General features: G+C 41.8%; 10 protein-coding genes. 8 read left to right on the top strand and 2 right to left on the bottom strand.

Annotation, left to right across the window (positions count from 1 at the left end):
- Positions 1-172 precede the first annotated feature (172 nt).
- Positions 173-2,971: a glycerol-3-phosphate 1-O-acyltransferase PlsB gene (gene plsB / locus INT03_RS07650; protein WP_193008471.1), complete on the top strand. Its 2,799-nt coding sequence runs from the start codon at positions 173-175 to the stop codon at positions 2,969-2,971.
- A gap of 145 nt (positions 2,972-3,116) precedes the next feature.
- On the opposite strand, the gene ettA is transcribed toward plsB, so the two are convergent.
- Entirely contained in the window at positions 3,117-4,778 is a 1,662-nt protein-coding gene (gene ettA / locus INT03_RS07645) for an energy-dependent translational throttle protein EttA (protein WP_045443195.1), read from the bottom strand.
- A gap of 437 nt (positions 4,779-5,215) precedes the next feature.
- Here ettA and INT03_RS07640 point away from each other — a divergent pair, with 437 nt between their 5' ends.
- From INT03_RS07640 to INT03_RS07625, 4 genes are all read left to right on the top strand, one after another.
- Positions 5,216-6,439, top strand: a complete 1,224-nt coding sequence (locus tag INT03_RS07640) for a flavin reductase family protein (RefSeq protein ID WP_193008470.1) — start codon at positions 5,216-5,218, stop codon at positions 6,437-6,439.
- A 150-nt stretch (positions 6,440-6,589) separates the two neighbouring features.
- Positions 6,590-7,939, top strand: a complete 1,350-nt coding sequence (locus INT03_RS07635; protein ID WP_193008469.1) for a fatty acid desaturase family protein — start codon at positions 6,590-6,592, stop codon at positions 7,937-7,939.
- Positions 7,940-8,161: 222 nt separating this feature from the next.
- Positions 8,162-8,455, top strand: coding sequence for a GNAT family N-acetyltransferase (locus INT03_RS07630; protein WP_055123631.1), 294 nt, complete (start codon positions 8,162-8,164; stop codon positions 8,453-8,455).
- A gap of 395 nt (positions 8,456-8,850) precedes the next feature.
- Complete coding sequence (locus tag INT03_RS07625) at positions 8,851-9,144, top strand: 4a-hydroxytetrahydrobiopterin dehydratase (RefSeq protein ID WP_055123632.1); 294 nt, start codon at positions 8,851-8,853, stop codon at positions 9,142-9,144.
- Between the two features lie 116 nt (positions 9,145-9,260).
- Here INT03_RS07625 and INT03_RS07620 read toward each other — a convergent pair whose 3' ends face one another.
- On the bottom strand, positions 9,261-9,416 hold the full coding sequence (locus INT03_RS07620; RefSeq protein WP_021814049.1) for a DUF1328 domain-containing protein: 156 nt from the start codon (positions 9,414-9,416) through the stop codon (positions 9,261-9,263).
- A gap of 504 nt (positions 9,417-9,920) precedes the next feature.
- On the opposite strand from INT03_RS07620, the gene INT03_RS07615 reads away from it, so the two are divergent.
- The 3 genes from INT03_RS07615 (at position 9,921) to INT03_RS07605 (ending at position 13,371) form a co-directional block, all read left to right on the top strand.
- Positions 9,921-11,207, top strand: coding sequence for a saccharopine dehydrogenase family protein (locus INT03_RS07615; RefSeq protein WP_193008468.1), 1,287 nt, complete (start codon positions 9,921-9,923; stop codon positions 11,205-11,207).
- A 474-nt stretch (positions 11,208-11,681) separates the two neighbouring features.
- Positions 11,682-12,521, top strand: a complete 840-nt coding sequence (locus tag INT03_RS07610; protein ID WP_193008467.1) for a hypothetical protein — start codon at positions 11,682-11,684, stop codon at positions 12,519-12,521.
- Positions 12,522-12,975: 454 nt separating this feature from the next.
- A complete protein-coding gene (locus INT03_RS07605; RefSeq protein ID WP_193008466.1) occupies positions 12,976-13,371 on the top strand; it encodes a hypothetical protein in 396 nt (131 codons plus the stop codon).
- Positions 13,372-13,528: the final 157 nt, after the last annotated feature.

Genomic DNA, 13,528 nt, shown 5'->3' with positions numbered 1-13,528 from the left:
TTGCGCTAAATACATTAACTTTCAATTATTTGAGCTTATTAAGAGCGACTTAACTCACTATATAGTAACCAGACCGTATTAATATTAGCAGTATATACAGACACTATATATCGCTTCGATGGCTTTTATGGCATCATAAGCGCAACATATTTGACTATTTTTGATACTGATTATGATACCGAAGTTCTTAAAAAAACGGATTTTTAAAGCGCCAGTCACAACCGACAGCGCTTCTAATACTGACGTCAATCCAATTGCCCCCAAGCCTTATTCCAATGCGCCGATTAATCAAATTTATCGCAAGCTATCGGGGCAGCTACTCGATGTCGCTGTTAAACCTAAGTTATTGGGTGAATTGCCTGATTTCGATACAGACGATCAAACGCTAAGATTTTATGTGTTGCAAGATTATTCGCGTTCCAACAGTATTTTGATTGACCTGCAGACGCAAGAGCACAACCTACCACCAGCATTGGTTGGGGTACATGATGCCGCCCATAATATCAAAGAAAACGCAGCCATCATATTTTTGAACCATCCAAGCGCTAAAGACAGTCAGCTATCGCCGCGCCTGTCACGTTTGGTGTCTGCTGTTTTGCAACATCCAGAGCTAAAAGTACGTTTGGTGCCCGTCTCTATTTTATGGGGACGCGCCCCAGAAAAAGAGGATTCACTGTTTAAGCTGCTGACCGCTGACAACTGGCAAGACCCTAGCATCACCAAGCAGCTCTTTAATATCGGGGTAATGGGACGTGACACCTTTGTACAGTTCCATCCACCTCAAGATCTACGTACCCTTATCAATGATAGCCTTAAAGGCGATGAAGAAGGGTTTTCTATTTTTGATTCACTAGCCGTTGATTCAAAAGAGAACTCTATAAAAGAAGGTGATGTAAAAGAAAATTCTGCAAAAGACAGCCATTTAGACATCACCAGTAGCATGGGCGATGCCGACGAAGCACCAAACTATGCTTTGGTAGCGACCGCTGACAGCAATCGTGAACTGGTACGTATGCTACAGCAGCGGCTTACGGTTTATTTAGACAAGCAGCGTGCCAGTATGCTCGGTCCTGATTTATCAGACAGGCGTAATTTGGTAGATAAGCTGGTGTATTCACCAGCTATCAAACATGCGATAGAGGCAGAAGCAGTAGAATCTGGTATCAGTGTACGTGAAGCCCGTGTCTTGGCTAAAGGTTATGCCAATGAGATGGTCAATGACTATTCACATTCCATCGTGCGCGGTTTTTATAAGTTTTTAACGTGGTTATGGACGCAACTCTATGATGGCGTAGAAGTCCATCATTTCGAGCGCGTACGTGAGCTTGCGACTGACTATGAGCTGGTTTATGTGCCTTGTCATCGTAGCCATGTCGATTACCTATTGCTATCTTATGTCATCTACAAGCGTGGTCTGAGCATTCCTTATGTCGCTGCTGGTGACAACCTAGATGTACCCGTATTAGGTCCATTATTACGCGGCGCGGTTGCCTTTTATATACGTCGTAGCTTTCGTGGCAATGCACTTTATACTGCCGTCCTCCGCGAATATATGCACACCCTTATTACGCGTAACACACCGATTGAATACTTTATCGAGGGTGGTCGCTCGCGTTCAGGACGTTTATTACCACCGAAGATGGGCATGCTAGCAATGACAGTGCACAGTCAATTACGTCATTCTGAGAAGCCAGTGGTTTTCATTCCGACTTATATCGGTTATGAGCGTATTATGGAAGGTGGCACCTATGTTGGTGAGTTAAAAGGCAAGCCAAAAGAATCTGAATCTTTACTAGGCTTACTCAAGGTTGGTCGTAAAATTGAGCGTATCTTTGGTAATGTACATCTAAGCTTTGGCACACCGCTGCATCTTAGCGACTTTATGACAAAATTCGATGTGCCAGCCAATAGCTTGCCAACGGATCGCACCGATACCCCGCTCGATGATAAAGCCAGCGCGATGGTCGATAACATCGGCGTCAAAATCATGCAGCACATCAATAAGGCGGCGGTTGTGACGCCCGTTTCGTTATTATCATTGGTATTATTATCAGCGCCTAAAGCGGCTTTAGATGAAGAAATCTGCCGTGAGCAAATTGCCCTCTATCAAGGTCTTGCTCAGCAGTTGTCCTACTCAGATGATACCGTCATTACAGATATGAGTCCGCAGCAAATCATTGATTATGGTATCAAGCTAAAGCTTATTGAACGTACGCCGCATATCTTAGGCGACATCATTCAGATTGCCGGCAAGCAAGCGGCATTGCTCAGTTATTTCCGTAATAACATCCTTCATGTCTTTATTCTACTGTCTTTTTTAGCCGCCTTAGTGGCGCGTAACGGTCGTATCGAACGCAGTCGTTTGGACAATATTGCTAAGCAACTCTATCCATTTTTACAAAGCGAGCTGTTCTTATATTACCCAGCACATGGCTTGGCTGATACTTTGAACAAAAAAGTCGACAGCTTACTCTCGCATGGTCTGATTGTAGAATTGAGCGATGGCGTACTTAGCGTCCCTGAGTCAAACAGCAAATGCTATCAGCAGCTGCAAGTGCTAGCTACGCCTGTCGGACAGAGCCTTGAGCGTTACTTTATGACGCTTGCCCTACTCGCCCAGCAAGGCTCAGGCAATCTAACCGAAAGCGAAGTCGTTGATCTGTGTCATCTGCTGGGTCAGCGCTTATCTGTACTATATGCAGATGATATTCCTGATTTCTTTGACCGCGCCTTATTCACCAGCTTCATCAGTGCCTTGACTCGTCTTGATTACTTGCAAAAAGATGATGAAACTGGCGTATTGACCTTCGATCATCGTATCAATGATATTGCTCGTCATGCTAAGTACGTGCTAACGCCTGACATGATGCAGATTTTGCAGCAAGTCGCCAGCTTAGATGAAGAAGAAATTACTCATGCGATTACTGAGATTAGTAATAAAAAGCAGCGTAAATTTGGCCGTAAGCGTTAATTTGTAAACAGCTACAATATTTAATGAGCTAAACTAAATATATCGAGCAAAAAAAGACCTCTAATTGATTAGAGGTCTTTTTTTATCTTTAAATTTGAAATTTCTAAATAGTTTTTTTTTAACAACTACTTTTTAAATAACAGTCCTAGGTCGAAATCTTTTTATATTTCATACGCTTAGGAGTGGCAGCATCACCCATCGTCTTTTTGCGATACGTTTCAAACTCAGAATAGTTACCATCGAACCAAACTGGGCCTTCATCTTCGAACGCCAAGATATGAGTGGCGATACGGTCAAGGAACCAGCGATCATGCGAGACGACCATGACCGTACCTGGGAAGACCTGGATCGCATCTTCTAGCGCACGTAAGGTTTCAATGTCCAAATCGTTTGACGGTTCATCAAGGAGCAATACGTTCGCGCCCTGCTTCAATGTCTTAGCAAGCTGCAAGCGGTTACGCTCACCGCCAGACAATTGACCGACGTGCTTTTGCTGATCTGAGCCTTTGAAGTTAAAGCGACCGATATAAGCACGACTTGGCGTGGTGTAATCGCCAACCGTAATAATATCAAGACCGTCAGACACTTCTTCCCAAACGGTTTTGCTGTCATCTAAGTTATCACGTACCTGACCAACATAAGCGACTTTGACACTTTCGCCCAAATCGACTGAACCCGTATCTGGCGTATCACGCTCAGTAATCATGTTAAACAGTGTAGTTTTACCCGCACCGTTTGGACCGATGATACCGACAATAGCACCAGCTGGCACGTTAAAGCTTAAGTTTTCATAAAGCAGACGATCACCAAATGATTTGGAGATGTTATTCACTTCAATGACTTTATTACCTAAACGTGGACCAGGCGGAATATAAATTTCAGCTGTCTCATTGCGCTGCTGGAACTCTGTTGAGTTCAACTCTTCAAAGCGCTGTACACGAGATTTAGACTTGGCTTGTTGACCTTTTTGGTTTTTACGAATCCAATCAAGCTCTTTTTTCAGCGCTTTAGCAAATGATTCTTCTTGCTTATTCTGCTGCTCTAAACGGGTGTTCTTTTGTTCGAGCCACTCTGTATAGTTGCCTTCATACGGATAACCATGGCCACGATCTAGCTCCAAAATCCACTGAGCAACGTTGTCTAGGAAATACCTATCATGGGTAATGGCAACGATTGTACCGCTGTAGTTCTGCAAGAACTGCTCTAACCATGCTACGGACTCAGCGTCCAAATGGTTGGTTGGTTCGTCAAGTAACAGCATATCAGGGCGTGACAATAGCAAACGGCATAGTGCCACACGGCGTTTTTCACCACCAGACAGCTTACTCACATCCGCATCCCAAGGTGGCAGACGTAGGGCATCGGCGGCTTTTTCAAGCTGGGTATTTAAGTTATGGGCATCCCACGCTTGAATGATGTCTTCCATCTTGCCTTGTTCTTCAGCAAGCTTATCAAAGTCAGCATCAGGTTCAGCGTATTCTGCATAAATAGCATCTAAACGTGCGAGCGCATCTAAGGCTTCACGCATACCGTCTTCGACGTTACCACGTACGTCTTTGCTGTCGTCAAGCTGTGGTTCCTGCGGCAAATAACCAATTTTGGTGCCAGTTTGCGCGCGTGCTTCACCACTAAATTCAGTATCCACACCCGCCATAATGCGTAGCAAGGTTGATTTACCTGAACCATTGATACCTAGGACACCGATTTTGGCACCTGGGAAAAATGATAAGTTAATATTTTTTAAAATTTCACGCTTAGGCGGAACAAGTTTTGACACGTTGTTCATCGTGTAAATATATTGAGCCATTAACACTCCGATAGACTGCATAAAAGAGGCAAGCGAATCATACTTAGCAATGATGCCAAGCGTGCTGCACCTCAAAATCAGGGTTACAAATTATAAGCCATTATCGCATTGTGGCGCATACCCTGCAAGCCAACAGATTGTTTTAACGATTGTTTTACGGCTTTTGTCACAGAGTGCTCAGCTTTCTAGCTAAAAGCGGTAACGAAACCTACTATCGAACCGTTTCGCTTAACATTCTGACTTATAACTGTTTTATAAAGACCACAAAAAATAGCATCAAAACTTTCGCAAATTTAATCAATAGCCGTTAGCATGTTAGGATAACTTAACAGATTCACTCGACCTGACCTAAGTGATATCCGCTAAATTGGTGCACAGGTGAACACACTATTTATGACGTCAATCATTTTGATAGTATTAACAAAGGTACTGATAATATGACCAACGGCTATCGTCCTGAAATGATTCAACATGCATTTATCGATTTTATTGGATCACACTTACAGCCGTTTTGGTCTTTCACTGTCCCAAAGCTGCGACTTGTTGCGCGGTATACCCTTAGCGATGACTTAATAGCGCTCAGATTTGAGACCAATCATGCTTTTCGACGGCAATTAGTGAGTCCGCAACGTGGTTGGCAGGGTGGTCAACATCTTAACTTAAGCCTTCTTATTGAAGGTGTGTATCATCAGCGCAGCTATTCATTATTAGGTTTGGCGCACCAACCGCTCTGGTGGCACGACGTTACTACTGGCAACAGTATTAATAGTGGCGATAGCAAAAAGCAACCCCCTTATCTTGCGGTTACTATTGCTATTAAGCCACAAGGCTTGGTTTCGGATTATTTAACCAAACATATGGCACTTGGCAGTGTCATCAACAGTAGTGTCCCCAGTGGCTCTTTCACTTTGGCACAATCATCTATAAAGGTACAGACAAAATCAGCTGCCGAAAAGCCTACTTCTTTATTATTTATCGCGGGTGGCAGCGGTATTACGCCCATGTTAGGGCTCATCACGCAAGCACTGGACAACGGACATCAGGTGACGTTGCTATATTACAGTCGCACTGAAATGCTCGCGTTCAAAAACCAATGGCAACAACTGAGCACAGCGTATCCAGCTTTCACCTATCATCTGGTCAATACCGAGAAATCTGATACTTATTTGGCTGGCAAGCGACACTTGAGCGTAGACAGTTTGTTGGCATTGAACTTACCGCTGGCAGATACGCAAATATTTGCATGCGGGTCACAGGCTCTGTTGACTGGCTTATATAAAGCAGCGGCGAAGGTAACCTTACCGCACAATAAAAACCTGCGCGATAATATCATTGTAGAAAACTTTGGTCATGCGCTGCCTGATTTCAATTTTGATAACAAACAGGCGCTCGATAGAAAGAAATATACAGCACAACATACTGTTTATTTACGGGCGAGGCAACGGCAGTTTGATAGTAGCACGACATTATTGAATGCCGCAGAGGACGCAGGAATTCGCTTAGCGCATGGTTGTAGACAAGGTATCTGCCAGTTGTGTCGCTGCAATAAAGTCAGCGGTGTGGTCAAAAATATTCACACAGGAAAAATAAGCAGTGATGGTTATGAATCTATTCAAACTTGCATCAACATTGCCATGACTGATGTGGTGCTAGATATTTAGCAACACGGTGATAAAAATAAATGCTCATAACGGCTCATAAGATAAAAACACAGCCTGCTGTTACCTTATAGCCTACGGTAAAAAACTCAAACAACTTATTGAACCGAACCCAGTACCGACTCTCCGTACCATTTCGGTTAAGGATTATTTATGCGCTTGCTACCACCCGTCACTATGGCACAATCTGCTGTACCCGTTTTGACCCCACTAACTGATGCAAAACAGCAGAAAGCAAAGCAGTTGACTCGCTACCCAACGTTGACAGGAGCGCCCTTACCAAAGGCGCAATCTGATGCCCTCGCTCATGAATTAAATGTGCTTTACCGAAGCGTGATGGATTCGTTAGGTAGTGATGACGCACGATACATTAAACGAGTGTATGCCGCGGTAGTCTATAGTGAAATGACAGCGCGTGGCTTACTGGCAGCGGCTGGATGCCTGCAGTCAAAACGTAAAATTGTCGCGACTTGGTTATTGGGTACCTCACTACTGAGTCTCAGCAAAATTCTAAACAATATGGAACTTGGGCATAATGTCATGCATGGTCAGTATGACTGGATGCAGCACCCGTATCTCAATAGCCAAAAGTTTGATTGGGATATTGTCTGTCCTGCCCCATTGTGGCAACACTCTCATAATTACTTGCATCATACTTTTACCAATATCGTTGGTCGTGACCATGATGTTGGCTATCACTTAATTCGCGTGACTGATGAGCAACCTTGGACGCCAAGCGACCGCCATAATATGTTTAAAACAGCGATATTGGCTCTAGGTTTTGAGTGGGCGGTCGCCTTTCATGATATTCAAATCAGTGTCGACGAATACGCGGACTCCCCTGATCGACACCAAACCATGCAACAGAAATCTCGCGCATTATTTGCCAAAATCGCCCGGCAAGTGGGCAAAGATCATATTGTACTACCCACGTTAGCAGGGCGAACATTAGGTCGAGGTAGTGCTATGACCACACTGAGCGGTAATGTTACTGCCAATATCGCTCGTAATCTGTGGACATGGGCGGTGATATTCTGTGGACACTTTACCGAACAAGCCCATATCTATAGCCATCTCGATGCCGATGAGACTAAAGGTGACTGGTATGTGCGTCAAATTCTGGGCTCCAGCAATATTCAAGGCGGTAAGCTGTTTCATATTTTGACGGGAAATTTATCGCATCAAATCGAGCACCATATCTTCCCTGACATGCCAGCCAGTCACTATGCTCGTATCGCACCACAATTACAGGCAATATGCCGCAAGTACAATCTACCCTATAATACTGGACGTTTTGGTACACAATTCCGGCAAATGCTGGGACGTATCCGCCACTTTAGCAAGCCAAGTGCTGAAGAATGGCAGTCTTATTTACATTCACAAACTACGTCAATCCTTGAAACAAATCATGCCGTAACAGAAAGACCAAAAGAGCTGCCCGCTATACGTGGATTAGGTAAATATCTTCCCCCTGTCATGCGCCAAGCCTTATTTTATGCTTGATGTGCAGCTCATATGGAGACCACTGGTCGACCCCTTTAGTCTTAACATTTACTCTATCGACTCTTACGCTAAAGAACTATAAATGTGAATCGAAGGGACTCATACTTTAGTGAATAATCTATTCGGTCATTCAAGCTTTTTTCATTTAAAAATACGCTTGATCCATACTAAAAAAAACCAATAATATTTAATGATAACAATCAATAATAACGGAGAATATCCATGAAAAATCAAGACTCTGAACAAAACCTAACCATCACCCATGATGAACAGGCTAAACGCTTTGAGACCTCTATTGACGGTCATACTGGCTATATTAGCTATCAAGAGCGTGACGATACATTAGTTTATGATCATACTATCGTACCTCAGGAGCTAGGCGGGCGCGGTATTGGCTCAGCATTGGTCAAGCATGCCCTCAACTATGCTCGTGAACAGAATAAAAAAGTGATACCACAGTGCTCATTTGTCTCGTCATATATCAGCAAACATCCTGATTACCAAGACTTGCTATAGTCCACTCTTTAGCAATAAGCCATAGAAAATGCAGTATGCTAGTAAGCGTCATAGTTTCTTTAGAAAGGTTTTAAGCATTTATTATGGTTCAACTTGGCTAATAAAATTGAAGCGTTAATACGCTACTACCCTCCTATTTATTTGCTATCTGCCCTCGTATATTTATCTTTGAATATATGGCAAGATAGCAAATATAGGCGGGTTTTCTGACCTATAATGCCGATAGAATAAAAGGTCTTTACAGTGATGTAATAGCGTCAATGATATAGCTGAAAAAGAGGATTGAAGTTTCGTAAAATAGCTTTGACAGCTACAATGTAGTGCCTGATATAGTTTTTAATAAACCAAACCAAACCAAACCAAACCAAACCAAACTAATAATAAAGGTGATTAATATGAGTAGTTTATCTGATAAGCAAGTAAATTTGCAGCTAGAGGAATTGCCCGGTTGGCAGCGCGAGGGCAATGCTATCGTAAAAACATATCACTTTAGCGATTTCATCGAAGCCATAAGCTTTATGAATCAAGCAGCGTTCCATGCCGAAGCGCTCGAGCATCATCCCGAATGGCGCAACACGTATAACGTGGTAGAGGTGCGCTTGACTACTGGCGATACCGGCGGTATTACCAGCCATGATATTCGTCTGGCGAAACGGATGGAACACATAGTCCAGCCGAAACGTTTATAGTGATGTGTTTGTTTTTATAATGTTTATAAAAATCCTTTATTAGTAAATACATTATTAAATACCAAAAAAAGTCCTCAATTGAGGACTTTTTTTATTTAACAATTTACAGGTATTAATTACATCTTGCGGCTTACAAATGCCACAATAAATAGAATGACAGCGACTGCTAAGAAAATATATGCCAAATTAGCAGACAATCCTGCGACACCGCCAAAACCCAATAAACTTGCTAACAGTGCGATCACGGCAAAAATAATAGCCCAGCGAAACATAACCTTCTCCTTAAAAATTATTATTAGAAAACCAGATATTTAGGTTGATGCAATGGACAATTATTAATAAGAAATAATTACTATTATTAATGACTGCCTTGCTCTCTCTAAGGTTCCTTTTTGTTTTTTTAATACTTATTAGTTTTTCACCATTATTACTGCTTACGACCATAGATTAGCAATATTTATCTTTAGAAAACGTTCATTTTGGTAATGATATCGGTAGGTTATGTAACCTTTGTAGCAAATCTTAACATCGAACCTTTTTTTCATCTCTTTATGGGAGTTATGTGTATAGATGGTTAGTTATTACTTAGCCGTCAACATTTCCATCATATAATCTGCTATAAACAGTAACTTACAAGTCATTTTTACTGGTCAAAAATACTTTAATATATCTGCCTGATTGCTATCAAAAAATCAGACCTCAAACTCTGACTGTTAAATGGCAACAAATTTTAAACGTCACACGACTCATCAAAACATCTATTAAGGATAATAAATATGGATACCAATACGGATACTGCAAACAATCCACGACAGAACAACGATGAAAATCGTCCTTACGCGGTCGTCTTATATGGTGCAACCAGCTTTGTTGGTCAAATCACAGCACACTATTTAACAGAGTTTTTATCTAATACTAAAGACAAAGATGGCGCCGATGTCACGTGGGCGATTGCTGGGCGTGATGAAGCAAAACTGAACGAATTGCAATCTAAACTTGGCAGCACCGTCGATATTATTCTTGCTAATAGTGACGATGCGGACAGCCTTGATGAGATGACCAAACAAACCCAAGTCATCATTTCAACCGTCGGCCCTTATCTCAAATACGGTGAGCCGTTGATCAAATCTTGTACCACTCATGGGACAGATTATGTCGACCTCACTGGTGAAGCTATCTTTATCAAAGATATGATGGACAAGTATCAGGACGCGGCAAAGCAAAGCGGCGCTCGTATTGTCAACTCATGTGGCTTTGATTCGATTCCATCGGATTTGGGCGTCTACTTTACCCAAATCCAAGCAGAAGAAAAATTTGGTCGCGCTTGTGATGTGATTCATATGCGTGTCAAAGCGGCGAAAGGCGGTCTATCGGGTGGCACCATTGCCTCGATGGCGACTATTTTTGAAGAAGTTGGAAAGGACAAGTCACGTCGTAAGCAGGTAGCAAATCCTTATCTACTCAACGATGATAAAGATGCGCCAAACGTGCGCCAAGTTAATGTCAGTAAGCCAGAATACGATAGTGAGCACAAACGCTGGCTTGCGCCTTTTGTCATGGCCAGTATCAATACCCGTATCGTGCATCGCACCAACCAATTGCTTGGCTATGAATATGGTCGTGACTTTAAATATGACGAAGCAATGTGGATGCAAGATGGTGTGAAAGGTCAATTATCAAGCTATGCAATGAGCGCCGGCTTGTTTGGATTTGCCACTGCTATGATGGTCAAACCGAGCCGTGAATTATTAGCTAAGCACGTGCTACCCAAGTCAGGTTCTGGTCCGTCTGCAGAAGAGCAAGCAAACGGCTACTTTGACATTCGCCTCTTTGGAGAAACAGCTAATAAAGACACCATCAATACGAAAGTAACGGGTGACAAAGATCCAGGTTACGGCAGTACCTCGCGTATGCTAGCGCAAGCAGCGTTATGCTTAGCACAAGATATCAGCAAAGAAGAAGTTGGTGGTGGTTTTTGGACGCCAGCCTCTGCCATGGGTAATCATCTACTAGCGCGTTTAGAAGAGCATGCGGGTCTTAGTTTTGAAGTTGTCGATTCGTAAGATTACCCATATATAAATCGAAGCAATCTACTTCTTAATATCTAAATAATGACCGTATCTTAGCAACGAGATACGGTTTTTTATTGCCTATTTTTTCTCATTATTCAGATTGCAATCTTTTGAGCGATTGTTAATAAATAATAATAACGTGATTCTTTGGTAAATGATATTGGCACTTCTTGCCTTTTTAATACATTAAGCTACACATTTCTAGAGTAATGTCACAGCCATATTGCAGTGAATGACGTAGGATAAAAAAAGTTAGGCAGTTTTTTACCTCATATTTTTTTATCCAATATTGCATAGCAGCTTCGAGAGGAATAATTGGCTCATTAACATTTCATTTAGGCTTTAAGCGCGTCAGAGTAATTTTCTAGTGCAATAAAAATCATATTAATAAAAATTAAGTTTTACTTATTTATCATAAATTTGGAATAAATCAATAGACCTCAATCTAATTAAAAGGAAACAACAATGAAAATGAATATATTAACCGCTGCTGTGATAACATCCAGTCTTGCTATGTTTGCAAGCTCTGCTAACGCCGCTATGACTACCGATAACCACGGCAATGTTGGCTATGACAGTTATGAGGAGTGTGTCACCGCTGTCAAAGATGGTTCGGCCAAATTTTATACCCCTTATACTTATCAAAACCCAAAGCGCCAAGCAGGTGAAGCGACTGTCAAAAAAATGCGTTTGTCTGAAGTAATGATTCCTCAAACAGTGGTCAATGCAAACAACTTAACAGCCAGTGATTACTCAGCAGGTGCTTGTGATTTAGGGGTTGGGCAGTCAAATGGTCGCTACGGTGTGTCAGGCGCATTGGTTGGGAAATACGTCCCTATTGCCGCTGATATGCCTGTCAACGTCTATATGGATAAAGCTGGTAATCCAGTACGTTTAAGCATGCAGCAGTGCGATAACCACTTTGGTGCCAAGTTTCCAACGCCTATTATGAGCGAAACAAAAGAAGCTACAGCACCAGAAGCACAACTCGCGATTATCGAAGATCGACGTGTAGAGCCTGTCATCGTTGAAACCACACGTGTTATCCGCCCTACTAAATATAGTGTCAAAGAAGTCATCATCGTACCGAAAGATCAAATCAAGCGAGTAAACACAGCGTCAGGTACAGCCATTGCTATCGAAGACGAGGCTAACCGTACTGTAATCGTTGGTGAAGAAGCAGATGCGGATGTCATCGACAATACTGAAATCAATCAAACCTTCCCAGTCATTCGTGTTCCTAGTAGCAGCACTCAACAACGCGTCGTTGATCCAAACACTGGCAAGTATATTGTTATTGAATAAGACTCTAATGAAATATAAACGAACAAGATTCGTTGAGACATCATTGTTATAAGAATTAGAGATAGGAAAGTAGAAAACAATGCTATTTTCCTATCTGACAATAACCATACAATAGTTGCACAAAGTCACCTGCTAACATCCGTCTGTTAGAATTTTAATCTATGGACTACTGAACTAACGCTTGTTTAATTGGTATTCTCCCTTTTAGATTTTTATCACTGATTTAGGTCAGCTTATAAAGCTCTTTATCCAAATCCATCATGATAGTCTCTTAATGGTTATCATGATTTTATTTTGTCTATCAATTAAATGTTAGATATATTAAATATATATATTTGAATTACTAAATGAATGTGTGATATGCGATTGCTGTATACAGCAGTTAGCAACATAAGCGTCAAGTTTGAAATTTTTTAAGCTGACATTATAAGATTGTAAATTAAGGAATTGATTAATGAAAAAAAGTACTCTATCTTTATCGCTACTGATCGGCGCTGCGCTCACTATCCCAAGTTTGGCTATGGCAGCACCTGCTGATACTGCGGCAGTAGATGTGCAAGCAGCGGCTACCGCCACCACACTTGAGATGGAAGGTGACAATACAAATAATGCTTCAACAGACAATCAGTCTAGCCCATTTCAGATTAGTGAGACACAGATTATCTCAAGAGCAAGCGTTAACAACAGTGCTGAGCAACAGCCGATGACTACTGAGCTTCAAGCTAAGCAAGAAGCAATGGCTGCCGAACAAGAGCTGATTCAAGATTCTGAAGAAGCGATGCAAGAAGAAGACTCGTTAGATACACAAGAAGAATTACAAGAAGCTGAAGAAGCCACAGAAGAATTATAGAATACGAAATAAAGTACGATATGAACCCCGCTGTTAACTGAAATCATTGAAAAGAGGTTATTGAGCGAGTTAGGTTTTGAGTAGTTATTAGTGTTCATTAACAATTTCTATCTTTAGATACATTCCATAAAAAAGGCAGCCTAATGGCTGCCTTTTT

Source organism: Psychrobacter sp. PG1 (assembly GCF_014897815.1).
Taxonomy (GTDB): Bacteria; Pseudomonadota; Gammaproteobacteria; order Pseudomonadales; family Moraxellaceae; genus Psychrobacter.
The sequence above is the reverse complement of the archived record's forward strand: the minus strand, read 5'-3'. Positions and strand labels throughout refer to the sequence as shown.

Coding starts and splice junctions, on each gene's coding strand:
- plsB (WP_193008471.1), top strand. CDS start 173: ATGATACCGAAGTTCTTAAAAAAACGGATTTTTAAAGCGCCAGTCACA.
- ettA (WP_045443195.1), bottom strand. CDS start 4,778: ATGGCTCAATATATTTACACGATGAACAACGTGTCAAAACTTGTTCCG.
- INT03_RS07640 (WP_193008470.1), top strand. CDS start 5,216: ATGACCAACGGCTATCGTCCTGAAATGATTCAACATGCATTTATCGAT.
- INT03_RS07635 (WP_193008469.1), top strand. CDS start 6,590: ATGCGCTTGCTACCACCCGTCACTATGGCACAATCTGCTGTACCCGTT.
- INT03_RS07630 (WP_055123631.1), top strand. CDS start 8,162: ATGAAAAATCAAGACTCTGAACAAAACCTAACCATCACCCATGATGAA.
- INT03_RS07625 (WP_055123632.1), top strand. CDS start 8,851: ATGAGTAGTTTATCTGATAAGCAAGTAAATTTGCAGCTAGAGGAATTG.
- INT03_RS07620 (WP_021814049.1), bottom strand. CDS start 9,416: ATGTTTCGCTGGGCTATTATTTTTGCCGTGATCGCACTGTTAGCAAGT.
- INT03_RS07615 (WP_193008468.1), top strand. CDS start 9,921: ATGGATACCAATACGGATACTGCAAACAATCCACGACAGAACAACGAT.
- INT03_RS07610 (WP_193008467.1), top strand. CDS start 11,682: ATGAAAATGAATATATTAACCGCTGCTGTGATAACATCCAGTCTTGCT.
- INT03_RS07605 (WP_193008466.1), top strand. CDS start 12,976: ATGAAAAAAAGTACTCTATCTTTATCGCTACTGATCGGCGCTGCGCTC.